Genomic DNA, 23,725 nt, shown 5'->3' with positions numbered 1-23,725 from the left:
TCTATTCGTGCATTTTTTCTGGCCTTCGGGCGGGTGTGAACTGTGTCACTTGAGAATAGACGCAGGACGTCCCCGCCGGACGTGAACCAAGGAACTTCGAAAAACAAGCCAGTCGCCAACCAGGCGATGTTCGACAAACGACAAACGACAAACAAGGAGAACACGTGCCGATCACCGCAGATGCCCGGGAAATGCAGACGGACCTTGCCCGGCTCCGCCATGAACTGCACCGGGAACCCGAGATCGGCCTGGCGCTGCCCCGCACCCAGGAGAAGGTGCTCAAGGCCTTGGATGGGCTTCCCTACGAGATCACCCTGGGCCAGGAGACGACGTCGGTCACCGCAGTACTGCGGGGCCAGGGGCCCGGCACCGAAGGGGGCTCGCGCCCGGCGGTGCTGCTGCGCGCTGACATGGACGGCCTGCCGGTGCAGGAGAAGACGGGCGTGGACTACACGTCCAGGATCGACGGCGCCATGCACGCCTGCGGCCACGACCTGCACACCTCCATGCTGGCAGGGGCCGCCACCCTCCTGGCCGAACGCCGGCACCAGCTGGCCGGCGACGTCGTCCTGATGTTCCAGCCCGGAGAGGAAGGCTTCGACGGCGCGAGCCACATGATCCGCGAAGGCGTGCTGGATGCCGCCGGCCGGCGTGTGGACGCCGCCTATGGCATGCACGTGTTTTCCGCCCTGGAACCGTACGGCACGTTCTGCACCAAGCCCGGCGTCATGCTGAGTTCCTCCGACGGCCTGGTGGTCACCGTGCTCGGCGCCGGCGGCCACGGGTCGGCCCCGCACTCGGCCAAGGACCCCGTCACGGCGGCCGCCGAGATGGTCACCGCCCTCCAGGTCATGATCACCCGCCAGTTCAACATGTTCGACCCCGTAGTCCTCTCCGTGGGGGTCCTCCAGGCCGGCACGAAGCGCAACATCATCCCGGAAACCGCACGCATCGAGGCCACCATCAGGACCTTCTCCGAGGAAGCCCGGCAGAAAATGATGGACGCCGTGCCGCGGCTGCTGAAGGGAATCGCGGCGGCACACGGCCTGGACGTCGATGTCGACTACCAGCAGGAGTATCCGCTGACCATCACGGACGAGGACGAAACGCACACCGCGGAGAACGTCATTGCGGGCCTGTTCGGCGACTCCCGGCTCTCCCGCTGGGCCACCCCGCTGAGCGGCTCCGAAGACTTCTCGCGGGTTCTGGCCGAGGTCCCCGGCACGTTCATCGGGCTGAGCGCCGTCCCCCGGGACGCCGACCATGCCACCTCCGCGTTCAACCACTCCCCGTACGCCACGTTCGACGACGGCGTGCTGGCTGACGGCGCCGCACTCTACGCCGAGCTCGCCATCTCAAGGCTGGCCGCACTCGCGGCCGCCGACGCTCCTGCCGCGGCCAACACGGTTGCCGCGGCCTCCGCCCTTTCCTAACCCGCACCCCCGAGGGAGAAGACCATGACTGCAGCCACGATCACGCCGGCGGCAACCCGAACATCCACCCGCAAGACGCTCGTCGGCACCGGCATCGGCAATGCCGTCGAATGGTATGACTGGGCGATCTACGCCACGTTCACGCCGTTCATCGCCAGCCAGCTTTTCAGCAAGTCGGATCCTGCGTCCGCGGTGCTGTCCACGCTGGCGATTTTCGCCGTCGGCTTCGTTGCCCGCCCTTTCGGCGGCTTCCTGTTCGGTTGGATCGGTGACCGGATCGGCCGGAAGGCTTCCATGACCCTGGCCGTGGGGCTGGCGTCGGTGGGCAGCCTGATGATCGGCATCGCTCCGACGTTCGCGGCCGTCGGCGTCTGGGCATCGCTCACGCTCCTGGTGGCGCGCCTGATCCAGGGCCTGGCCCACGGCGGCGAGCTGCCGTCGTCGCAGACGTACCTGTCCGAAATGGCGCCGAAGGAACACCGCGGCTTCTGGGCCACGCTGATCTACACCTCCGGCACCGTGGGCATCCTGTTCGGAACCCTGCTCGGTGCCGTGCTGAACATGACGCTGAGCACTGAACTCATGAACGCGTGGGGCTGGCGCATCCCGTTCCTGATCGGCGCGGCCATGGGTCTCTACGCGCTGATCATGCGGTCCCGGCTGCACGAAACGGACGTTTTCGAGGGTGAGGCCGCGACGGAGAAGCGCGCTCCGATCTGGCCGCAGATCGTCCGCCACCGCAAGCAGGCCCTCCAGGTGATCGGCCTGACGGTCGGCCTGACCGTGATCTACTACATCTGGGGTGTCGTCGCCCCCAGCTACGCCACCACCGCCCTGAAGATCGACCGGGGCGAGGCCCTGTGGGCCGGCGTGATCGGCAACATCGTGTTCATCGCGGCGCTGCCCTTCTGGGGCAAGCTGGCGGACCGGATCGGACGGAAGAAAGTGTTGTGGGCCGGTGCGATCGGCGCAGGCATCATGCACTTCCCGATGACCGCCCTGCTGAAGGATTCCGCCTGGCAGCTGGCCGTCAGCATGTCCGTCATGCTGATCTTCATCGCCGCCAGCGCGGCGATCGTCCCGGCCGTCTACGCCGAGCTGTTCCCCACCAGCATCCGCACCGTGGGCGTCGGAGTGCCCTACTCGATCTGCGTGGCCGTGTTCGGCGGAACCGCGCCCTATCTGCAGCAGTGGCTCGGCACCACGGTGCAGATGCCGCAGCTGTTCAATGTGTACGCCGTGCTGCTGCTCGCGATCTCCGCGGCCTGCGTCTTCACCATCCCGGAGACGAAGGGCAAGGACCTCACGCTCTGATCCGGTCCGGGCCGGTTGAGCTATCGGTTGTGGCTGTTCTGGAGGGTTCAGGACAGCCACAACTGATGGCTCATCCCGTTTTTGCAGGGGGAAGGGTCAGTCGCCGATGTAGCGGTCGCGCCCGGCCCGGTACCCGAACACCGCTGCAAGAGAGCCCACCAGCATGAACAGCACACCCGCCGCGGCAAAGGATCCGGTGAACTGGTGCAGCTGGCCGACCAGGAGCGTGCCGCTGGAGCCAATCCCGTAGCCCACGCCCTGCATCATCCCGGAAAGGTGGGCCGCGGTGTGCCCGTCCCTGGTGCGGACCATGATCAGCGTCAGCGCGGCGGCGGTCAGGCTTCCCTGCCCCAGGCCGAGCAGCCCGGTCCACAGCCACAGGAGTTCCACAGGCCCGAAGATGCTCAGCGCGAAGCCAGCGCCGGTCATGAGCGCCACCGCCGTGTTGAGGGCACGCTGGTCCCGGAACCTGGTGGCCAGCGCCGGCGCGAACAGCGAGCCCAACATCTGCAGCACAATCGAGGCCGAGACGATCAGGCCGGCCGTGCCGCCGTCCACCCCGCGTTCGCGCAGGATCGGCGCCAGCCAGGCGAAGACGCTGAAGGACATCATGGCCTGCAGGACCATGAACCCGGTCACCTGCCAGGCCACGGCGGAACGCCAGACGTTGACGCCGCCGGCCGGCCGCGCCGCCCCGCCGGGACGGGCCCGGAGCGCCGGCGGCAGGAACAGCAGAAGGACGACGCCGGCCGGCAGCGCCCAGAACCAGAGCGCCGCCGTCCATTCCCCGCTCGCGCGGAAGACCGGGAACGTGAAGCCGGCACCGAGCGCGGCCGAGGCACAGATCGCGGTGGTGTAGAGGCCGCCCATGAGGCCCAGGCGATGCGGGAAGTCACGCTTGACCACGCCCGGCAGCAGCACGTTGCACAGTGAAATCGCGGCACCGCACGCGGCGGTCCCGGCGAGCAGAGCCGGAAGGTGGCCGGCCGCCGGCAGCTCCACGGGCCGCAGCAGCAGCCCGGCAGTGAGCACCGCCATGGCACCGAGCAGCACCCGTTCGGCCCCGAACCGGCGTGCCAGCCCAGGGGCGAGCGGAGCGAACACCCCCAGCAGCGTCACCGGGACGGTGGTGAGCACCATGACCGCCCAGGCCGGAAGCCCGGCGTCGGCCGTCACCTCCGGCAGTACCGCAGCGAAGCTCGAAAAGACTGTGCGGAGGTTCAGCCCGATCAGGACCAGGCAGATCCCCAAATACGCGAGCTGCCGGCGGCCGGCCGCGCGGGGCGGCCCGGCGGGGCCGTCCCGGAGAACGGCGCCGGCCGAATGGTCCAACTCGTCAGTTTTCCCAGCTGAGGTCACCCGCCCCATTCTTGCAGCCCCGCGTCTTCACCCCTTCCCTTCACCCCTCCCTCAGCGGCTCAACCCCACCTCCGCGGSCGGCCCGCSGGGGCGGCCGCGGGATCCCCGGGCGGCCCGGCCCGGCGAACTCAACTATTCTGGAAGGGATGAGCGAATCCCCAGAATCCCCCGGCCTGCAGGCAAACCCGGAGTCCGGCGCCCCGGACCAGAGCCAGTTGCCGCGCCCCGTGACCCCCGGCAGCCAGGCCTCGTTCGGCACCTATGGGGGCCGTCCGGTGAGCTTTGTGCGCCGCGGCACGCGCCTTCAGGGCCGACGCCAGGCGGCCTGGGAGGAACACTCGGACCGTTGGGCGGTTGAGGTCCCCCGCCATGTCGCAAACACCTCCGTCCACCCGGACTATGTGTTCGACGCAGAGGCCGAATTCGGCCGCACGGCTCCGCTGGTTGTCGAGATTGGCTCCGGACTGGGCGACGCCGTTTGCCACGCCGCCGAGCAAAACCCGGACAAGGACTTCCTGGCCGTGGAGGTTTACACCCCCGGCTTGGCCAACACCTTGATCAAAATCAACAGCCGCGGACTGAGCAACGTGCGGGTTGTCGAGGCGAACGCCCCTGAGGTGCTCGCCACCATGCTCCCGGCCGGCTCCGTCACGGAACTATGGGTGTTCTTCCCGGATCCATGGCACAAGTCCCGGCATCACAAGCGCCGCCTCATTCAACCGGCGTTCGCTGATCTCGCCGCCCGGGCCATCAAGCCCGGCGGCATCTTCCGGATCGCGACCGACTGGTCCAACTACGCCGTTCACGTCCGCGAGGTCATGGCGGGCTCGGCGGAGTTCGAGAACCTGCACCAGGGCGAGCGCGCCGGCGCGGACAGCCCCCTGACCCAGGTGTGGGAATCCGGCGTCGAGTCCCGAGTGGGCGGAGCACCGGTCAAGGAAGGCCGGGCGCCGGTCAGCACCGAGCACACCGGACCCAACGAGGGCGTCGACGGGACCGGCGGGTGGGCGCCGCGGTTTGAGGGCCGTGTTCTGACCAGTTTCGAAAACAAGGCGCACGAAGCCGGCCGCCTGATCTTCGACCTCAGCTACCGCCGAATTTAGGCACCCCGGCGCGCGGGTGTCTTTTGTTGAGCGGCTTCGCGTGGCACGATTACGGAACGAACCACGCTGGGTAGTACTAAGGACACGATCATCAAACGAGAATTGAACGACGCTGCTGACGTCGCCGAGGACGTCACCAATTCGAAGCCCCTCGAAATCGCAGCGCGGGCCGGGTTCGCCGTGTCGGGGTTGCTGCACTTCCTCATCGGGCTGGTCGCGATCCGGCTTGCCATGGGCGGTCAGGGCCAGGCCGATGTCAGCGGCGCGGTGGAAGAGCTCGCCCGGCAGCCGGCGGGGCCGTTGCTGCTCTGGACATCGTTTGCCGCCTGCGTGGCGCTGGCCATCTGGCAGGCGTCCGACGCCATTTTCGATTTCGGGCACCTGCCGACCAAGAAAAAGGTCGGCAAGAAACTCAAGGCAGCCCTGCAGGCCGTGGTGTACACCGCGTTCGCCCTGACGCTCGCGTCGGTCGCCACCGGGGCCGGCTCCGACAACCGCGAGTCGACTTCCGACATGACCGTAAACCTCATGAAGGCACCGGGCGGCGTTGCACTCCTGGTGATCATCGGCGCCGCGGTAGCCGTCACCGGGATCGTCTACGCGATCCGCGGCTTCAAGAAGTCCTTCATCAAATACCTGCGCATGCCGTCCCAGCCGCAGGCGCGCACCGCAGTGACGGTGATCGGCATGGTGGGCTACGCTGCCAAGGGCTTTGCCCTGCTGCTGGTGGGCCTGCTCATCATCATCGCCACGGTGAAGGCACACCCCGAAGAGTCAACCGGGCTCGACGGCAGCCTGAAGGCCCTGCGGGAGCAGCCGTTCGGCGTGTACTTGCTGGCCGCAGTGGGCGTAGGCCTGATCTGTTACGGCATCTACATGGCGGTGCGGGCCAAGCTCGCGAAAATGTAGGCCCGCGCCCGTTGCCGGCTCCCGGACCGAACGGACCGCCGCGCCCCAGGAGTGGGCTACCCCTGGGGCACGGCGATGACAGCAACGGTCTGCTGCTGCTCATCGCGCATCTCGACACTGGCGATCCTGGCCAGCTGCACCGGCGTCGCCCCGGTGATCCGGACTCTGCCGGTGGGCGTGGCCGTCCACGCGCAGGCGCGGTCCACGCCGCCGTCACGGTCCTTTACCCAGAGTGAGAGGGTCCCGGCGACGGGCAGGCTGCGGCCGTCCACCGCCAGTTCGGTGCCCCAGGTTTTCTTGACGAGCCCCACCGTGACTTCCAACCCGCTGCTGGCCGCAACGGAATAGCTCGCGTCCGGTTTGGCGGGTTGGTTCAGCAGCGGACCGGCCAAGATCCCCAGCCCCAGGCATGCGGCGGCCGCCGCGGCCACCGCCGACGTCCACCGGCGCCGCACCTTCCGGCGTCGGGCGGCGAGCTCGTCCAGGAGCCGGCTTGGGACAGGTTCGGGTTCCGGCGGGACCAGCGCGCGGTCCCGGGCGGCCGCCGCCGCGGCGGTGAGCGCGACGGCGTCGGACACCGGGATCGCGTCCAGCAGCGCGGGGAGGCTGGCAAGTTCGTCCAGCTCCTGGCGGCAGTGGGCGCACACCGCAAGATGCTGCTCGAAGGCCGCGGCTTCGGCCGGCTCCAGCCCGCCGAGCAGGTACGCGCCGAGGAAGTGATGCAACTCGGTCCCGTTCACTGCTGCACCCCCATCTCGTCGAGGATCGTCCGTAGGGCCCGGACGGCGTAGAACGCCCGGGACTTCACCGTGCCGCTGGGGATCTTCAATTGGGCGGATGCCTCCTGGACTGTGTAGCGGCGGTAGTGGAGCGCAACAAGGACTTCGCGGTGTTCCGCGCTGAGCCGCAGCAACGCCTCTTCCATCAGCACCTTGTTGAGCAGCTCGTCGATGCGCCCGGCGCCGACGCCGCCTTCCGGGAGGGCCTGGACATCGCGGTCGCCGGCTTCCTGCGGCCGCCTTTGGGCTTTGCGGTAATTGTCGATCATGATGTTGCGGGCCGTCCGGAACAGGTAGCTGCGCAGGCTGCCCGTGATCTGCGGCGCCTGCTGCCAGACCCGCAGCACCGTTTCCTGGACGACGTCGTCGGCGAGCTGGGGGTCCCGGGAGACGCTGAGGACAAAGCGTTTCAGTGCCGTTCCGTGGTCGCGGTAAATCGCAGCCACGACGTCTTCGTCCAGCGGCATTGCCCACCTCCAGGGAATTCGTGTTCTGCCCCTCTACGACGTACGGGCAGGCCCAATAGTTCAGTGTGCCCCAGGACAGCCCGACACGAACATGTCGGTTCCGCCATGAACCATTCCGCTCTCCATGGCGTCGTATCTCGTAGCGCCGGCCTCCGAGTTGGGCTGGCTCGAGTCTAGGAGCAGCAAATGAAGAAGCATCTCAGCATTGGCTTGTCCGCGTTCGCTCTGGCCGCCCTCCTGTCCGGCTGCGGGGGCGGAACGACCACGACGCCGACGTCGGCGGCGCCGGCCACCTCCGCCCCCGCAGAGACCGCCACGAGCGCGCCAGCCAGTTCCGCGCCGTCGTCCATGTCCGCCGCGGTACTCTCGGTGGCCGACTCCAAGGCGGGCCAGATCGTGGTGGCCGAGCAGGGACTGAGCGTCTATTTCTTCACCAAGAACACGAAGGATTCCGGGAACAGCGTCTGCACCGGCGCGTGCCTGACGTCGTGGCCCGCTGTCACGTCGACGACGGCGACTCCCACAGTTAACGGCGTCACCGGCAAGGTCGGAACCATTCCCACGGCTGACGGAAAGATGCAGGTGACCATCAACGGGATGCCGATCTACTACTACTCCAAGGACCAGGCCGCGGGGGACATCAACGGCCAGGGCGTCGGCGGGGTCTGGTTCCTCGTGTCACCCTCCGGGGAAATGATCACGGCACCGCCGGCCGGGTAGGCTCACCGGCCGCGGATCCGCCGGGCCCGGTCGGCCGGGCCAGAGTTAGTCGGCACGGGTTGCTCAACACGGCACGGCCGGCGCCTGCATTTGGGGGCAGGCGCCGGTCGTACCGGAAAACTGTCGTGGAAGGCCGCCTACGGGCGTGCCTTTTCGAACTCCGCCGACCCTTCAAAGTCAACAGCCCCTTCGAACTCCACAGCCTCTTCGAACCCCACAGCCGCGAGGATTTCCTGGGTCCGCGGATTGAGCATGAAAGCCTCGTCGTCGTCCTCCAGCATGAGGAATTCGCCCTGCTCCGTGGTGAAGTGCCAGGCCAGGGTGGTTTCCCCGTTGTGCTCATAATTCGGATCGCCCATGGTGATCCGCACCAGGCTGTGGCCCGCGAGGCCGCACAGCTCGCGGATGATCTGCTCGAACTCCGGCGCGTCCAGAAGCGCTTCCTCGGCGGCTGCCGCCTGGCGCTCCGCGAGGTCGGAAAGCCGGGCCACCCGCCCGGCAATGTGGGCGTCGAGGTCGTCGTCGGAAAGGACCAGCAAGTCCTCCTGGCCGCGCAGCCACGCGGCATTCAATGCGGCGATGTCCTCCGTTGCGAGGATCGACTCGAATTCCCCGTCCAGTTCTTCGATGCGCCGAACGGCGTCGGAGACCCCGTCGCCGGGTTCGTCTTCCTCTGCGCTTCCGGCGGCCCAGCCGCTGCCGCCGTCGAGGTAGCTGTCGACGTCGGCGTCGGTCAGGGCGCCGAAGGCGGCTACCGTGCGGTTGAAGAGGTCCAGGTGCGCGGCGGCACCCATGGCCTCCAGGCCTTCCCGGACGTAGGGGTCGACTTCCTCGCGTTCGGGCGCGGTGAACACGTACTGCGCGAAGCCGCCGGCCAGCGCCTGCGTCAGGTAGAAGTCCACGTAGTAACCGCGCAGCGCGGCCGGGGAGATCTCTTCCGTGTCCAGCAACTCCTCGAACATGGCGTTGACCACGTTGACGTTCGCGTCGACAACGTCCCCGTTTCCGCCGTTGAGGCTTTCGGTGGTCAGCACGGTGGGGTAGCTGTGGGCGGACTGGATGGTGGGCTCACTGTGGGTCATGCGGAATCCTTACTGCTGGCGCTGCTGATACTCCGGACCTCTCCACGGTAGGTCCGTCGTCACGGCGGGCGGCCGAGCCCCGGTTGAACGTCCGGCGAAGTTTAGGCGGCGCTTGTGCGGGCGGCGGCGAAGTTCCGGGGCCTGCGAAGGCTCGGTAAGATGGATCAGATGATTACCTGCCGAAAGTAGCGCGCACATGCCATCCCATCCGGACGAGAGTGCGGCACTGGCAATACAGACTCCCGCGATCAACGACCGCTCCCTCGCGGCCGGGCTCGCTTACGCCATGGGGAGCCGCGTTTCCGGGATCTCTTTCGACGCCGCCACAGGCCTGCTGCTGGGCAAGGTGCGGGGCGGTTCCGACGTGCCCTATTCCACGACGGCGAAGCTGGTCCGGAAGGCAGGCGGCTGGAGCTGCACGGTGGGCGTCTGCAGCTGCCCGGTCCGCAAGGACTGCAAGCACGTGGCTGCCCTGCTCTTCGCGGCCGAAGACAACCCCGCCACCAGGATGCAGCTGCTGGCCCCCGCCGAGGGCACGCGGCTGTCCCGCCAAAGCGCGCCACCGGAAATGGCCGACTGGGAGCAGGCCCTTAGCCCCCTGATCGCCCACCCGGGGATCACGCCGTCCGCCAACGGCACCCCGCTGGCGCTCCAGTTCGACGTCGAGGAACCCGCCCCGCACTTTTCCTACACGGGCCGCCGCGACCCGCTCCGCAGCGTCCGCCAGCTCAAGGCACGCCCCGTCATCATGGGCGCCAAGGGCAAGTGGATCCGCGGCGACGTCTCCTGGAGCACGCTGAGCTACCTGAACTACCGGCGCGAATGCAACGAGGCGCACGTCGAGTGGATGCAGGAATTCCTCGCCTCGCACACCGCTGTGGCAAACCGGCAGCACTCCGGCACCGGACTGTGGCTGGGGCTGAACACCTACGCCGGCAAGAACCTGTGGAGCCTGCTGTCCCAGGCCCAGAAAATCGGCGTCGCCCTGGTGCACAGCCGCGGCACGGAGCCGGTGCGGCTGGTCGAACAGCCTGCCGCCGTCGGGCTGAACCTGGCGCGCATCGGCACCGGCGGGGACGACGGCGGTCTCGAGCTCGCGCCGACCATCACGGTCGAAGGTGAGGTGGTGGATCCGGCGTCGGTCGGGACCATCGGCCGCCCGGCGCACGGAATCTTCCTGGCGTCCGACGGCGGCGCCCTGCCCGGTACCGCCCCCGCGGACCCCGTCATCACCCTCGCCCCGCTGGAAAGCGGTCTCAGCGAGGAACTGCTGACCTTCGTCACGGGCGGGACAACCCTGCACATCCCCGCACGGGACGAAAGCCGCTTCCTAACAGGGTTTTACCCCAAGCTCAAGCAAACCGCGCGGGTTACCGCCTCCGACGAGTCGGTGGAACTGCCCACGCTCGCCGTCCCCACCCTGTCCCTGCTGGCCAATTACGGGGCCGACCACCGGGTCCGGCTGCATTGGGAATGGCACTACACGTCCGGAAACCTCGTCACGGCACAGCCGCTGTGGCGGCACCCGGGCGATCACGGCTACCGGGACGACCCGGCCGAGGCCCGCATCCTCGAGGCGGTCGGGCAGCCCTGGGACGTCGTGCCGGCCCTGGGCGAATCCGCGACCGGCGGCTGGGGCACGCCGCGCCTGGCGGCCACGGCAGAGCTGGCCGGACTGGACACCCTCGCCTTCACCGAGGACGTGCTCCCCCGGCTCCGCGACCTCCCTGACGTCTCCGTGGATACCTCCGGCGAGATTGCGGACTACCGCGAAGCCGAAGAAGCCCCGGTGGTGGCGATCTCCACAAAGGCGACGGACAGCCGCGACTGGTTCGATCTGGGCATCGTCATCACCCTGGAGGGCCAACCGGTTTCCTTCGCGGCACTGTTTTCCGCCCTCGCCGCCGGCCAGACCCGCATGCTGCTCCCGAGCGGGGCGTACTTCTCGCTGGACCTGCCGGAGCTGCACCAGCTGCGGGCCCTGATCGACGAGGCCCGCTCCCTGCAGGACAACCCCGGCGACAAGGACGCCCCGCTGCAGATCAGCCGCTTCCAGGCCGGGCTGTGGGACGAGCTCGCACACCTGGGCATCGTGGATGAACAGGCCGCGGCGTGGCGCGAGTCCGTAGGCGGCCTCCTTGAAGGCGGCATCAAGGGCCTTCCCCTGCCCGGGTCACTGAACGCCGAGCTTCGCCCATACCAGCTGGAGGGCTTCAACTGGCTGAGCTTCCTGTACCGCCACGGCCTCGGCGGCGTGCTGGCCGATGACATGGGCCTGGGCAAGACCGTCCAGGCCCTCGCCCTGATCTGCGCCGCAAAAGACGCCGCCGCAGGAGATGAAGCCGGAACCGGGTCCGGGACCGCCCCGTTCCTTGTCGTCGCCCCCACTTCCGTGGTGGGCAACTGGGAGGCGGAGACGGCTCGGTTCGCTCCCGGGCTCAACGTGCGCGCCATCGGCGAAACCTTCGCCAAGAGCGGCTCGCACCCGGCCGAGGCGATGGCCGGCGCGGACATCATCGTCACCTCCTACGCCCTGTTCCGGATCGACTACGAGGCCTACGCCTCCCAGACGTGGGCCGGGCTGGTCCTGGACGAGGCGCAGTTCGTCAAGAACCACCAGTCCAAGGCCTACCAGTGCGCCCGCAAACTGCCCGCCGCCTTCAAACTCGCCATCACCGGCACGCCGCTGGAGAACAACCTGATGGAGTTCTGGGCACTGACCTCGATCGTGGCTCCCGGGCTCTTTTCCAGCCCCAAACGGTTCGCCGAGTATTACCAGAAGCCGGTGGAGAAGAACGGCGACAAGGGGCAGCTGGACAAGCTCCGGCGGCGCGTCCGGCCGCTCATGATGCGGCGCACCAAGGAACAGGTCATCAGTGACCTGCCGCCCAAGCAGGAGCAGATCCTGGAAGTCGTGCTGAACCCGCGGCACCAGAAGGTCTACCAGACCCACCTGCAGCGGGAGCGCCAAAAGATCCTGGGCCTGATTGAGGACGTCAACAAGAACAGGTTCACTATCTTCCAGTCGCTGACCCTGCTCCGTCAGCTGAGCCTGGATCCCTCGCTGATCGATCCCTCCCTGTCAGGGGTGCGTTCCAGCAAGCTCGATGTCCTCTTCGAGCAGCTCGCGGACCTGGTGGCCGAAGGGCACCGGGCCTTGATCTTCAGCCAGTTCACCGGTTTCCTGGGCAAGGTCCGGGAGCGCCTGGTCGAGGAGAACATCGAGTTCTGCTACCTCGACGGCGGCACACGCAACCGCACCGACGTCGTGAACGAGTTCAAGAACGGCGCCGCGCCGGTGTTCCTCATCAGCCTCAAGGCCGGCGGCTTCGGCCTGAACCTCACCGAGGCCGACTACGTGTTCCTGCTGGACCCGTGGTGGAACCCGGCATCGGAGGCCCAGGCCGTGGACCGGACCCACCGGATCGGCCAGGCCCGGAACGTCATGGTCTACCGGCTGGTCGCCAAGGACACGATCGAGGAGAAGGTCATGGCGCTCAAAGCGAAGAAGTCGCAGCTCTTCGCCGACGTCATGGAAGGCGACGCACTCACCGGCGGCGCCCTGACGGCGGAAGACCTGGCGGGGCTGTTCAACGACTGACGCTGACCAACCCGGAAGCTGCGCTTTAGCCGCGCTTCAACCCTGATACGGCCGACCGGGGCTCCGCCCGCAGCCGGGCCAGCAGCGTCGCGGCGAGCAGCGCCGTCGTCATTTCCAGCGCGATGACTGCCAGCAGCGCCCCGGATCCCGACGGCGCCGCGCCGGCCCCTGCTGCCGCAGTGCTCACATGGTGACTGTGGCCCGTGCCGCCGGCTCCCGTGCCGAGGAGCAGGACCGCGTGCACCGCGGTCATGGACAGCGCCGCGGCCATCACCTGGCGAAGGGCCCTGTGCCTGCCGTGGCGCCAGATGTGCACGGCGCACGGCAGGCACACTGCCACCATGGCGAGCATGAGCACGTTCAGCCAGGTCCCGTGCTGGTTCCCGGCGGCCAGCCACAGATGCGCGAGGCACGACGCCGCGGTCACGGCGGCGCAGATCCGGGAATGGAAGACGACGCCGGCGAGGCCGGCCCGGCGGCCCAAGCTGGCTGCGACACTCACGGCGCCGGCCTAGCTGTGGCAGTGTGCGCCGGCGTCGCCCTCGCCATGGCAGCTTGAGGACTGTTGAGCGTTGGCCGGCACGTCCAGCACGGGGCTCCGGTCGAAGAAGCCCTCGGGGCGGAGCTTGAAGCCGACCGTGTCCACCGGCATGATGGGCCAGTCCTCGATCCGGGGGAAGTGGGTCAGGCCGAAGGTGTGCCACACCACGATGTCCTGGCCGTCGATGTCGCGGTCCTGGGCAATGTAGGCCGGCAGGCCTGCTCCCCCGGCGTGCTGGTTGACGAAGTCCCCCGTGGGGTACCGCTCCTCCTCCGCGAACCGGGTGACCCACAGGTCCTTCGTGGCAAAGGCCGCGCGCCTGGCGATGGAGGACTCCGGATCTGCCAGGAGAGTGGGCTGGCCCTGGGCATGCAGCTTGTAGCCCACGGGTTCGCCCAAGCGGTTGCGTGATTCCGGGTTGGAAATGATCCAGGTCCGGCCGCTGCGCGCGTCGGCTTCCCGGACGGCTTCCGACTCGCGCGCCAGGACAGTCCGCTTCCGGGAGAACGCGTTGCCGCGTTCGTTGCCCTCGCCCATTCCCTGGCGGACCACGTCTTCTTCTTCGACCCGGTTGGTGAGGCCGTCGACCGCCATATCGAGACGGGCGCTGAACAGGTGCTGGTGGTACGGCGCGCCCAGGCCCGGGGCGAGCTGGGAGATGTTGGCCGAGCCGCCTTCGGGGTAGGCGGAGGTGAAGACGACGCCGGTGGCCTTGGCCTCGAACTCGATGGTGCCGTCGAGGTAGAGGTACCAGTAGAAGCCGTAGTCGTAGTTGCCGATGGTGGTGAAGAACGAGATCACCAGGCGGCGGTTGCGGCGGGTGTAGTTGATGCCCGTCCAGAGGTCGCTGTGCTTGGCCAGGATCCCCCAGTCTTCCTCGTGCATGCAGATGCCGTTGCGGATCTCGCGGGGGTTGCCGAAGGCGTCACTGATGACGGGGCTGAGGTAGGTGATCTCGCCCAGGCAGTCGCAGCCCAGTTCCAGGGAGTTGGCGTACTGGCCCACGAGGTATTCGCCGGTGTCGAAGTAGTTCTGCCACGACCGGATCGGCGACGGGTCCCCGTACGGGACCACCATTTCGGCGATGGATGCGCGGTTGATGATGGGACGCAGGCGGTCGCCGTCCTGGAAGGCAAGGTTGTGCAGCACCACCCCCTCGCGGACGTCGAAGCCGACGTCGACACTCCACTTTTCCCATTCAACGTGGTTGCCGCCGGTGACCGTGAAGCTGGGCCCGTCCGGCTGCGTGATGTTGATCGGCTTCTGCGTGGTGCGCATCGGGCCGGTGAGCTCCGGATCGGTGTAGTTGCCGTGCTCCGCGGGAATCGGGACGGCGCCGGTGTCCAGCACCTGCGTCACTTCCTGGCTCACGACGTCGACATATGCCACGAGCCCGTCCACCGGGTGCGCCCAGGCGCTGTCCTCGGGGAAATCCTGCACGAAGGCCAGACCCCGAAGGATCCGGCGGCCCCTTTCCTCCGGGTACTCGAAGACGCCGGCGGACAGCGGGGCAACGCGGACCTTGCTGACGTCCAGACCGCGGCTGGCGAGGGCCTTGAGCCAGCGCTCGTCCGTGGCCAGGAGCTGTTCGACGACTTCGAATTCCTCCTCCAGGACCGGGAGCTCGCCGGTCACCGCCGTGTCCAGCTCGACGGCGGAAACCACCGTGCCGCTGGAGACCGAAACGGTCACATCGGCCGGCCTTCCCCCTGCGGCATCGTGCAGGAAGACCCGGAACCGCCGGTCCTCACTTTCGGCCGGCGCGTTCCGGGCGGGGTCCAGCAGACCGAGGTACGCGATGCGCCGGGTCTCGCCCAGCAGTCCCGCGGCACGCAGGATGCCCTGGACCGCGGTGATTTCGGCGCCCGTGGCCAGGCTGTGGGGGCTGTAAGGGGTACGGGTGTCAGTTTGTGCGGTCATCATGACGGCCTTCGTTCGGTGACCTTGGCGGGTCAGAACTTTATTTTCTATAGTTGTAGAGAATACGGAAATGTAAGCTGTGCCACAAGAGTCCGACGAAAAATATTAGGGGAGCTGTCCGGTGCCAAAGATTGTCGACCACGACCAGCGGCGGCTTGAACTCGTCGACGCCACGTGGCGGATCATCGCCCGGCTCGGGATTGAAAGTGCCACCATGCGGGAAATTGCCCTCGAGGCAGGATTCGCGAACGGCGCCCTCAAGCCGTACTTCCCCACCAAGGATGACCTGCTGACTTTCGCGTTCGGGCACGTCTTCAACCGCACCAACGAGCGTATCGCAGGTGTCACCGCCGGGCAGGCCGGGCTGGCGGCCCTGCGGTCGTTTTGCGTCGAGGTGCTGCCGCTGGATGAGGAGCGGATCAATGAGGCCCGGATTGTCATCCCGTTCTGGCAGAAGGCCATCAACGACCCCGGCAAGGCCCGGATCCACCGGGATTCGATGGAGCAGTGGCTTGCAGCGATGCGGCGGTTCCTTGCCGAGGCGCGGCAGGCCGGCGCCGTCACCACCGCCGTCGACGACGCCGCCCTGGCCGGGCAGCTGCTCAACCTCCTGCTCGGCGCGCAGATTACGGCGGCACTCACCCCGGAAGGCCAGGTGGAACTCGGGCTGAACGAGCAGCTGGAGGGCTTCCTGACCCTGCTGGGCTGCCAGGCCCGGTAATTGGGCCCGGGCGATCTTTTTTCGCCGGTTGTCGAAAAAAGATGACAGCGGCGGGCTGCGGCGCTACCCTGAAAGGACTGTGTCCCATGACACACTCCCAGAAATACGACGGCGTCAGGATCTCCTATGACCGCAGTTGCAGCCCGCCCCTCGCTCGGTCCCACGGGACAGGACGTCCGAACCAGCACGGCAGAATCCTTCGACCACTGGCGGCACCTCGTCGCGGAATCCTTCGTTCCCCTGGCCGCCTCGAGCGCAAATGCGGACAACTTCCACGGCCGCTTACGGGCCCGCAGGCTGGACCGCATGGCACTCGTCGAGGTCTCCTCCACAAGCCATGAGGTCCACCGCACACCGGCGCTGATTGCGCAGTCCAACCAGCGCTATTTCAAGCTCAACCTCCAGCTGCAGGGCACCGGGCTCCTCATCCAGGACAACCGCGAGGCAGTCCTGCATCCGGGAGATCTCTCCATCTATGACACCAGCCGCCCCTACACGCTTGCCTTCGAGGGCGACGCACGGCTCATGGTGCTGATGTTTCCCTGGGACGCACTGTCCCTGCCGCCGGAGTGCATCGCACAGCTTTCGGCCGTGCGTTTGGCCTCCGACGGGGGCCTCGCCGCCATCGTCGGGCCGTTCATTGCCCACCTCGCTGAGAACCTGGAGGCGCTGAGCGGCCCCAGCGGATCGCGGCTGGCCACCAACGCCCTTGATCTCGTCTCCACGATGCTGCATTCGGAACTGGACATGTCCCCCGACCGTATGAAACCCCAGGCCCTGTTGGCGGCATCCGTCCGCGAGTACATCGATGCCCACCTGGCCGATCCAATGCTGTCACCGGCGTCCATCGCGGCGGCCCATTTCATCTCCACCCGGCACCTGCACAACGTCTTCCATGAATCCGGGACCACCGTGGCGAGCTGGATCCGGACCCAGCGGCTGGAGGGGGCGCGCCGCGAACTGCGCGATCCGCTCCTGGCCGGAATGCCGGTCGGAGCCGTGGCCGCGCGCTGGGGCTTCCTGGATGCGGCCCAGTGCCGGATCTGTCCGGCACCGCCCCCTCTGCTTCCACTGCTGATGCCCACCGCCGCCCGTCAGACAGTGACCCCTGCGCGCGCGGCCCTGCCCTCCACGGCAATTTCCACCAGCACACCGGCGGTAAACACTATGGGTACGGTCAGCAGCAGGCCCACGGCCGTTTCGGCACTGCCGCCGATCAGAGCGGTGAAGTTGATGATGACGAGGGACAGGACCCAGCCAAGCAGCAGGGTGGCGAGCACCGGTGCCACCGCGGTCTGCCAGAGCTGGCCGGGCACCCTTTCCCGCCGGAAGTACGCGACGACGGCCAGCGAACAGAGCATGTAGAGCACCAGGAGCGCGGCCACGGCCAGCCCGCTGAACCAGGAAAAGAGGGTGAGGACAGGATCCAGGGACAGCACCGCGAACGGCGCCACGAGCAGGAAGGCGACCACGGTCTGGATCCGTGCAGCGACGGCGGGCGCCTTGTGCCGGTTGGTCCGGGCCACTCCGCGGGGCATCGACCCGCGCAGGGCCAGCGAATGGAGGTAGCGGTTGATGCCGTTGTGGAAGGCGATGATGCCGGCCAGCAGGGAGGTCACGAGCAGCATGCCGGTGACCGTTCCGGCCCACGGCCCGAACAGCTCCACCATCGGCGTCAGCACGAACGCGGTGGAATCGCCCGATTCGAGGGCCGCGCCCGCGGCGTCGATGACATGCGAGGGTCCGTAGTAGCTGACCAGCATCCAAGAAATGAAGGAGAAGAAGACCGCGATGACGACTACCGAGAGGTACGTGGCCCGGGCTACGGTGCGGTGGGCGTCCTTGGCCTCGGCCGAGTAGATGGCCGTTGATTCGAAGCCGAACATGGAGGCGACGGCGAACATGATGGCAACGCCCGGGGCGCCTGCGCCGATCGCCGCGGGAGAGAAGGACGCCGCCAGGCTGATCCCCTCCGGCCCGCCGCCCCGCAACAGCACGGTGAACCCGAACATGAGCAGGATGGCGACCTCCAGGCCCACGAGCACCGCCAGGACCCTCGCCCCGAGTTCGATGTTGAGGGAGCCCAGCACCTGCACGCCCGCCATGGTGATGGCGGCCAGAAGCCACCAAGGGACCACGATCCCGGCAGATCCGAGGAGGCCCGAGAACGCCGCGCCGTACAATCCATACATCGCGGCCTGGACCGTGCTGTACGCGAGGAGCGCGAGCCACGCCGCTCCCGCGCCAACCTTGCGTCCGAAGGCGGCGGTGACATAGGCGTAGAAGGCGCCGTTGGCCTGGATCTTCCGGCTCATGGCCACGAAGCCGACCGCGAAGATCACGATGACGATGCCCACCACCAGATACGCGCCGGGGGCGCCGGCGCCGTTGCCGAGCGCTGCGGCCAGCGGTGATGCCCCGACGATTCCGGTCAACGGCGCCTGGGCTGACAAAACAAAGAAAAGAATGCCCATGACGCCGACGCTGCCGGCACGCAGCGCGGTGGAGTGCTCCGTGCGGGGGCTGGATTCTGCGGTCCGGGAATCTGAATTTGAAATACTCATCGGATCCTTCTTAACGGTCATGAGTCTGGGGAACGGCGGTCTGGGAAATGGGGGTGCGTTGCACCGTGAAATCCAGCATGGCAGGTGGCGCCCGTCACGCTTTTGTCGCTGAGCGACCGGTTGTTGTTCCTGAGCGTAGTCAGCACCAGGGCCGTCGCCGCCTGCACGGCCGGCCGGACGCCCTCCGGTCCGCAGCCTCGGGAAATTGCTTTCGGTGTTCCGTTCGCTCCCGCACAACAGCTCTTCGCGGATAGACAAGCCCCTCGGCCCCTCGCCGGAGCACGCTTGAAACAGCACTCTTAGGCCGCACCGGCCGCGTTCTCTGACCTACTCGATGTGGAGTACCCCCATGGAAACCTACGACGCCCTACTCGCCTCGATCACCCCGGTGGCCGGGGAAACCCGCACGATCTTTGACCCGGCCACCGGACAGCCGGTCGGCAAAGCACCGGTCCACACCGTTCAGGACCTCGAAGCCGCCATCGCCGCCGCAGCCGCCGCGCAGCCGGCCTGGGCTGCACTGGGCCACGACGCCCGGTCCGCCGCGCTGCTCAAGGCCGCCGACGCCGTCGAACGCTCCGCCGAGGAACTCGCCCGCCTGCTCTCCCGCGAGCAGGGCAAACCGCTGAACGGCCCGAACGCCCGCTTTGAGGTCGGCGCCTGCGCCGCCTGGCTCCGCGTCGCCGCCGGCACGCCCCTGGACCCCGAAACCGTGGTGGACGACGGCGAAACCCGCGCCGAACTGCACTACCGGCCCATCGGCGTCGTCGGCGCGATCGGCCCCTGGAACTGGCCCATGATGATCACCGTCTGGCAGCTCGCCCCAGCCCTGCGCATGGGCAACGCCGTCGTCATCAAGCCGTCCGAATACACCCCGCTGTCCGTCCTTGCCCTCGTCGAAGTCCTCAACCAGGAACTCCCCGAAGGCCTCCTCACGGCGGTCTCCGGCGGCCGTGACGTGGGCGAGGCCCTGGCCGGACACCCCACGATCGGCAAGATCATGTTCACCGGCTCCACCGCCACCGGCAAGGCCATCATCAAATCCTCCGCCGACACCGTCAAACGCCTCACCCTGGAGCTCGGCGGCAACGACGCCGGCATTGTCCTGCCCGACGCCGACCCGAAGGCGATCGCCGAGGGCCTGTTCTGGGGCGCCTTCATCAACACCGGCCAGACCTGCGCGGCGCTCAAGCGCCTCTACGTCCACGCCGACATCTATGACGCCGTCTGCGAGGAACTCACCACCGTCGCCCGGGCCATGCCCATGGGCAACGGACTCGACGAGGCCAACGTCCTGGGCCCGCTGCAGAACCGCCAGCAGTTCGACATCGTCGCCGGCCTCGTCGGGGCAGCCCGCGACTCCGGCGCCAGGATCCTGCTCGGCGGCAACCCGGAGAACGACCAGCCCGGGAACTTCTACCCCGCCACCCTGGTCGCGGACATCGCCAACAGCAACCCGCTGGTCGCGGAGGAGCAGTTCGGCCCCGCCCTGCCGATCATCCGCTACGGCACCGTGGACGAGGCCATCGTAATGGCCAACGCCGTCGACGTCGGCCTCGGCGCCTCGGTCTGGTCCTCCGACCCCGCCGAAGCCCGCAAGGTGGCGGCCCGGCTCGAGGCCGGCACCGTCTGGATCAACAAGCACGGCGCCGTGGACCCCCGCATCCCGTTCGGTGGCGCGAAGCAGTCCGGCTACGGACTCGAATTCGGTGTCGAAGGCCTCAAGGCCCTCGGCGTTCCGCAGGTCATCAACGGCTGACGCTGCATTTAGCAGGGGCCATCAGCGCAGCGCCTGCGGCACTGGTTCGTGCCGCAGGTAGCTGCGCCGGAACCGGCCGCTGCCGGCGGTCAGGGCCCGCAACTCCACCGCGTACCGCAACAGTTCCTGGTCCGGCACCTCGGCGCTGATCTCGGTGCCGTCGGCGCCGGCGGAGGTGGTTCCGGTCAGGCGTGCCCGCCGGGAGGACAAGTCGCTCATCACGGCGCCCACATGGTCCTCCGAAACGCTGATGGTCACGGACGAGACCGGTTCCAGGAACTGGATGCGGGTTGCCCCGGCCGCCTCCCGGAGAGCCAGCGCCCCGGCCGCCTGGAAGGCAGCATCGGAGGAATCCACGCTGTGCGTCTTGCCGCCGATCAGCGTTACCTTGATATCCACTACCGGGAACCCGGCCGAGACGCCTTTCTGCATCTGGGCCCGCACGCCCTTTTCCACCGAGGTGATGAACGGCCCGGGAATCACGCCGCCAACGGTCTTGTCGACAAACTCGAACCCGCCGCCACGGTCAAGCGGTTCCACCTCGATGTCGCACACCGCGTACTGGCCGTGGCCGCCGGATTGTTTGACGTAGCGCCCGTGCCCGGCGGCCGGCGCGGCAAACGTCTCCCGCAGCGGCGTGATGACCGGGACGCTCTGCAGGTTCACGCCCTGGTCCCGCAGCCTGCCCAAGACGACGTCGGCGTGCGCCTCGCCCATGCACCACAGGATCAGCTGGTGGGTTTCGGAGTTGCGTTCCACCCGCAGCGTCGGGTCCCCGGCCGTGACCTTCCCCAGGTTCCTGGCCAAGGCGTCCTCGTCGCCGTGCGTGGCGGCTTCGATGGCGACCGGCATAAGCGGGTCCGGCATGTCCCAGGCGGCCACCAGCAGCGGCAGCTCCTTGGCCGAAATCGTGTCGCCGGTCTCGGCGGTGCCCAGCTTGGTCAGCGCGCAGATATCCCCCGCGACGCAGAACGGCACTGGCCGCAGTCCTGATCCCAGCGGCGAGTAGAGGTGGGTGACCCGCTCGTCGCTGTCGTGGTCCTCGTGGCCGCGGTCGGCCATTCCGCGGCCGCCCACATGGATGGCGGCGTCCTCCCGCACCACGCCGGAGAAGACGCGCACCAGGCAGACGCGGCCAAGGAACGGGTCGATCGTCGTACGGACCACTTCACCGAGCAGCGGGCCGTCGGGGTCGCAGCCGAGCGCCCCGGCGGGCACCCCGTCGAGGTCGGTCGCTGCGGGGACGTCGCGCTCCCCCGGCGTCGGAAACGCACGCACCAGGACCTCGAGCAGTTCCGACAGGCCGAGTCCGGACTCCGCCGAGGCCGGCAGCACCGGATGGAAGGACCCGCGGGCCACCGCCGTCTCAAGATCGGTGATCAGGACGTCGGGGGCGATTTCCTCGCCTCCGAGGTAGCGGTCCATGAGCGTCTCGTCTTCGCTCTCGGCAATGATCCCTTCGATCAGCGCGCCCCGTGCGGACTCCGCGGCGGCGAGTTCGACGCCAGTCGCGGCCCGGGTGGCCGGCGCCGGTTCCGCATCACTGTAGTCGGAGACCGTGCCGGTCAGCAGTCCCAGCAGCCCGGTGACGGGACCGTCGGCGGGGACCGGCAGGTAGAGCGGAAGGATGGAGTCGCCGAATGCCAGGCGGCAGCGGGCGATGGCGGCGTCGAAATCCGCGCGCGGATGGTCCAGGCGGCTGATGACCACGGCCCGCGGCATCCCGAGCCGCTGGCACTCGCTCCAAAGCGCCGTGGTCGCTGCGTCGACATCGTCGGTGGCCGAGACGACGAACAGCGCCGCATCCGCCGCCCGGAGCCCTGCCCTCAGCTCGCCGATGAAATCCGTATAGCCCGGAGTGTCCAGGAGGTTGACCTTGATGTCCCCCACCATCACCGGCACCACCGCGAGCGCCACGGAGCGCTGCTGCGCGATGGCGGAAGGATCCGAGTCGCTCACCGTAGTGCCCTCGGCGATCGAGCCCTTGCGGGTGATGGCTCCGGTGGCGGCAAGCAGTGCCTCGGTGAGCATCGTTTTTCCGGAACCGGAATGCCCCACGAGTGCCACATTGCGGACCTTGTCCGGCTGTTCCGGCGGCGCGACGCCGTTGGCGTCTGCCCGCCGGAGGTCAGACGTACCCCGGACCGGTCCCCTTGACTGCGTCTTGGCGCCTTTCGATGGCATGAGAACCTCCCGGCGTCGCATCCACTCGTGCCCTGCAGGGCCTTGTGTTAAGGATTGGACACCCTGGGACGCCCGGACAGCAAGGTCTTTTTCAGGCCGTGGCCGGAGCAACCAGGGACCCGGAGGCTGCCCGGTTCCGGAGCCAACGGCCCAGGGCCTTGCCTTTGCCCTTCCACCAGCTGTCCTCGTCGCTGCCATAGTGCCACCGGAAGATCACAGCGACCATGACGAACACTCCGGCCGCGACCTCGGGCCAAGAGCCGGAGGCGGCATCGAGGAGCACGCTGATCGCCATGACCAGGATGGAAGGCAGCGCAAGTGTCCGGAACCACGTGTTGGCGACGTACCGGCTGCGGGATCGCGGCACGGAGACCGCGCGTACGAAGTCGAAGCACAGGCAGACGACCACCAGGGCCTGCCCCAGGGACATCAGGATGTGCCCCGGCAGGGAGCCGGCAAACAGCACGGCCGCCTGGAGCCCCGGGCTCACGGCGTGCCCGTCAAAGCAGCCGGCCGTGAAGAATCGGCAGTGGACGGATCATACTCGGTTGAATCATGCATGCGATGCCCCCCGGCGTCTACGCTGCTCCTGCGCTGGCTCCGCGCCCGGGCTTCCCGTAGGAGCTGTAGGCGTGTCATGCCAGCCTTTTCTGACACTCCAATTCAACGCGCGGAATGGGCATGAAGTCACGCAAATGAGGTACCCGACTATCGGATGGTCGGGTACCTGATTGCGTTCCGGTGTACTCGGTTCGCTCCTGCCGCTACTTGCCCCGGCGGATTCGCTCCACAGCCCGCCGGCCGGCTGATCGGGCAAAAAACAGACTTCTTGCTCCGTTGCTCCTGGTCGGCACACCTGCCCGGCACCAAGCCAAGGGCGAACTCGTCAAGAATCCGCTCCTGACCGTCATCAAGAATGTGGTCAACACGGGCGTCCCGTTCATGGTGACCCTCGTATATATCATCGGGTTGCCGATCCTGCGCGACATGCTCGCCGGCGCCCAGGGCGCCTGGTTCTCCGAGCTGTTCCCCGCCAACACCCGGACCTCCGGGGCATCCATCGGATACCAGTTCTCGGCCGCAATCTCCGGCTTCATCCCCCTCATCGCAGCAGCCACGGCCGCGGCCTGGAGCTGGAGCGGCGTGGCAATCGTCTACATGGCCTGCGGAGCCATCGGACTCATCGCCGCCCTGCTCACCAGGGAAACCTGGGGAAACAGCGAACGCGCCGCCGTCGACCAGCTCATCGCCGCCAGCAAGTAGGCCACG

General features: G+C 67.9%; 18 protein-coding genes and 1 pseudogene. 10 read left to right on the top strand and 9 right to left on the bottom strand.

What is annotated here, in order from left to right; all coding sequences use genetic code 11:
- Positions 1-164: 164 nt before the first annotated feature.
- Positions 165-1,433: a M20 metallopeptidase family protein gene (locus AC1D0A_RS12590; protein ID WP_476945955.1), complete on the top strand. Its 1,269-nt coding sequence runs from the start codon at positions 165-167 to the stop codon at positions 1,431-1,433.
- 24 nt (positions 1,434-1,457) lie between these two features.
- Positions 1,458-2,747 carry an MFS transporter gene (locus tag AC1D0A_RS12585; protein WP_079550797.1) on the top strand — a complete coding sequence of 430 codons (1,290 nt, stop codon included), beginning with the start codon at positions 1,458-1,460 and terminating at the stop codon, positions 2,745-2,747.
- Positions 2,748-2,843: 96 nt separating this feature from the next.
- Here the strand turns inward: AC1D0A_RS12585 and AC1D0A_RS12580 are convergent, their stop codons facing one another.
- Positions 2,844-4,115, bottom strand: a complete 1,272-nt coding sequence (locus AC1D0A_RS12580; protein ID WP_439954122.1) for an MFS transporter — start codon at positions 4,113-4,115, stop codon at positions 2,844-2,846.
- Between the two features lie 137 nt (positions 4,116-4,252).
- On the opposite strand from AC1D0A_RS12580, the gene trmB reads away from it, so the two are divergent.
- Positions 4,253-5,209 (top strand): tRNA (guanosine(46)-N7)-methyltransferase TrmB, encoded by a 957-nt coding sequence (trmB, locus tag AC1D0A_RS12575; protein WP_243180612.1) that lies wholly within the window; start codon positions 4,253-4,255, stop codon positions 5,207-5,209.
- 102 nt (positions 5,210-5,311) lie between these two features.
- Positions 5,312-6,118, top strand: coding sequence for a DUF1206 domain-containing protein (locus AC1D0A_RS12570; protein WP_476945954.1), 807 nt, complete (start codon positions 5,312-5,314; stop codon positions 6,116-6,118).
- A gap of 56 nt (positions 6,119-6,174) precedes the next feature.
- On the opposite strand, the gene AC1D0A_RS12565 is transcribed toward AC1D0A_RS12570, so the two are convergent.
- A complete protein-coding gene (locus AC1D0A_RS12565) occupies positions 6,175-6,858 on the bottom strand; it encodes an anti-sigma factor family protein (RefSeq protein ID WP_243180610.1) in 684 nt (227 codons plus the stop codon).
- Complete coding sequence (locus tag AC1D0A_RS12560; RefSeq protein WP_026538160.1) at positions 6,855-7,364, bottom strand: sigma-70 family RNA polymerase sigma factor; 510 nt, start codon at positions 7,362-7,364, stop codon at positions 6,855-6,857. Before AC1D0A_RS12560 ends, AC1D0A_RS12565 begins: the two co-directional genes overlap by 4 nt.
- 186 nt (positions 7,365-7,550) lie before the next feature.
- On the opposite strand from AC1D0A_RS12560, the gene AC1D0A_RS12555 reads away from it, so the two are divergent.
- A complete protein-coding gene (locus AC1D0A_RS12555) occupies positions 7,551-8,084 on the top strand; it encodes a COG4315 family predicted lipoprotein (RefSeq protein ID WP_243180609.1) in 534 nt (177 codons plus the stop codon).
- 137 nt (positions 8,085-8,221) lie between these two features.
- On the opposite strand, the gene AC1D0A_RS12550 is transcribed toward AC1D0A_RS12555, so the two are convergent.
- On the bottom strand, positions 8,222-9,166 hold the full coding sequence (locus tag AC1D0A_RS12550; protein WP_476945953.1) for a DMP19 family protein: 945 nt from the start codon (positions 9,164-9,166) through the stop codon (positions 8,222-8,224).
- A gap of 196 nt (positions 9,167-9,362) precedes the next feature.
- Here AC1D0A_RS12550 and AC1D0A_RS12545 point away from each other — a divergent pair, with 196 nt between their 5' ends.
- Positions 9,363-12,767 carry a DEAD/DEAH box helicase gene (locus tag AC1D0A_RS12545; protein WP_476945952.1) on the top strand — a complete coding sequence of 1,135 codons (3,405 nt, stop codon included), beginning with the start codon at positions 9,363-9,365 and terminating at the stop codon, positions 12,765-12,767.
- 25 nt (positions 12,768-12,792) lie between these two features.
- Here AC1D0A_RS12545 and AC1D0A_RS12540 read toward each other — a convergent pair whose 3' ends face one another.
- The gene (locus tag AC1D0A_RS12540; protein ID WP_476945951.1) at positions 12,793-13,269 is read right to left on the bottom strand and encodes a hypothetical protein; all 477 of its coding nucleotides are present in this window, start codon (positions 13,267-13,269) and stop codon (positions 12,793-12,795) included.
- Between the two features lie 9 nt (positions 13,270-13,278).
- The gene (locus AC1D0A_RS12535; protein WP_476945950.1) at positions 13,279-15,231 is read right to left on the bottom strand and encodes a primary-amine oxidase; all 1,953 of its coding nucleotides are present in this window, start codon (positions 15,229-15,231) and stop codon (positions 13,279-13,281) included.
- Between the two features lie 118 nt (positions 15,232-15,349).
- Here AC1D0A_RS12535 and AC1D0A_RS12530 point away from each other — a divergent pair, with 118 nt between their 5' ends.
- Both AC1D0A_RS12530 and AC1D0A_RS12525 read left to right on the top strand, forming a co-directional pair.
- Positions 15,350-15,949 carry a TetR/AcrR family transcriptional regulator gene (locus AC1D0A_RS12530; RefSeq protein ID WP_476943232.1) on the top strand — a complete coding sequence of 200 codons (600 nt, stop codon included), beginning with the start codon at positions 15,350-15,352 and terminating at the stop codon, positions 15,947-15,949.
- 126 nt (positions 15,950-16,075) lie between these two features.
- Positions 16,076-16,981 (top strand): annotated as a pseudogene (locus tag AC1D0A_RS12525) (AraC family transcriptional regulator); the annotation flags it as partial.
- A 62-nt stretch (positions 16,982-17,043) separates the two neighbouring features.
- Here AC1D0A_RS12525 and AC1D0A_RS12520 read toward each other — a convergent pair.
- Complete coding sequence (locus AC1D0A_RS12520) at positions 17,044-18,513, bottom strand: APC family permease (RefSeq protein ID WP_243180603.1); 1,470 nt, start codon at positions 18,511-18,513, stop codon at positions 17,044-17,046.
- Between the two features lie 349 nt (positions 18,514-18,862).
- Here AC1D0A_RS12520 and AC1D0A_RS12515 point away from each other — a divergent pair, with 349 nt between their 5' ends.
- Positions 18,863-20,272 carry an aldehyde dehydrogenase family protein gene (locus tag AC1D0A_RS12515; protein ID WP_476945949.1) on the top strand — a complete coding sequence of 470 codons (1,410 nt, stop codon included), beginning with the start codon at positions 18,863-18,865 and terminating at the stop codon, positions 20,270-20,272.
- Between the two features lie 21 nt (positions 20,273-20,293).
- Here AC1D0A_RS12515 and AC1D0A_RS12510 read toward each other — a convergent pair whose 3' ends face one another.
- Positions 20,294-22,456 (bottom strand): elongation factor G-like protein EF-G2, encoded by a 2,163-nt coding sequence (locus AC1D0A_RS12510; RefSeq protein WP_243180601.1) that lies wholly within the window; start codon positions 22,454-22,456, stop codon positions 20,294-20,296.
- Positions 22,457-22,547: 91 nt separating this feature from the next.
- Positions 22,548-22,946: a hypothetical protein gene (locus AC1D0A_RS12505; protein WP_243180600.1), complete on the bottom strand. Its 399-nt coding sequence runs from the start codon at positions 22,944-22,946 to the stop codon at positions 22,548-22,550.
- A gap of 347 nt (positions 22,947-23,293) precedes the next feature.
- Here AC1D0A_RS12505 and AC1D0A_RS12500 point away from each other — a divergent pair, with 347 nt between their 5' ends.
- Positions 23,294-23,719: a hypothetical protein gene (locus AC1D0A_RS12500; RefSeq protein ID WP_476945948.1), complete on the top strand. Its 426-nt coding sequence runs from the start codon at positions 23,294-23,296 to the stop codon at positions 23,717-23,719.
- The last annotated feature ends 6 nt before the right edge of the window (positions 23,720-23,725 follow it).

This window comes from Arthrobacter sp. P1_D4, assembly GCF_056406115.1.
This window is presented reverse-complemented; position numbering and strand designations above follow the sequence as displayed.

Bases quoted from the DNA above. Each gene is read 5' to 3' on its own strand.
- AC1D0A_RS12585 (WP_079550797.1), top strand. From the start codon at position 1,458: ATGACTGCAGCCACGATCACGCCGGCGGCAACCCGAACATCCACCCGC.
- AC1D0A_RS12580 (WP_439954122.1), bottom strand. From the start codon at position 4,115: ATGGGGCGGGTGACCTCAGCTGGGAAAACTGACGAGTTGGACCATTCG.
- trmB (WP_243180612.1), top strand. From the start codon at position 4,253: ATGAGCGAATCCCCAGAATCCCCCGGCCTGCAGGCAAACCCGGAGTCC.
- AC1D0A_RS12560 (WP_026538160.1), bottom strand. From the start codon at position 7,364: ATGCCGCTGGACGAAGACGTCGTGGCTGCGATTTACCGCGACCACGGA.
- AC1D0A_RS12555 (WP_243180609.1), top strand. From the start codon at position 7,551: ATGAAGAAGCATCTCAGCATTGGCTTGTCCGCGTTCGCTCTGGCCGCC.
- AC1D0A_RS12550 (WP_476945953.1), bottom strand. From the start codon at position 9,166: ATGACCCACAGTGAGCCCACCATCCAGTCCGCCCACAGCTACCCCACC.
- AC1D0A_RS12545 (WP_476945952.1), top strand. From the start codon at position 9,363: ATGCCATCCCATCCGGACGAGAGTGCGGCACTGGCAATACAGACTCCC.
- AC1D0A_RS12535 (WP_476945950.1), bottom strand. From the start codon at position 15,231: ATGATGACCGCACAAACTGACACCCGTACCCCTTACAGCCCCCACAGC.
- AC1D0A_RS12520 (WP_243180603.1), bottom strand. From the start codon at position 18,513: ATGAGTATTTCAAATTCAGATTCCCGGACCGCAGAATCCAGCCCCCGC.
- AC1D0A_RS12515 (WP_476945949.1), top strand. From the start codon at position 18,863: ATGGAAACCTACGACGCCCTACTCGCCTCGATCACCCCGGTGGCCGGG.
- AC1D0A_RS12510 (WP_243180601.1), bottom strand. From the start codon at position 22,456: ATGCCATCGAAAGGCGCCAAGACGCAGTCAAGGGGACCGGTCCGGGGT.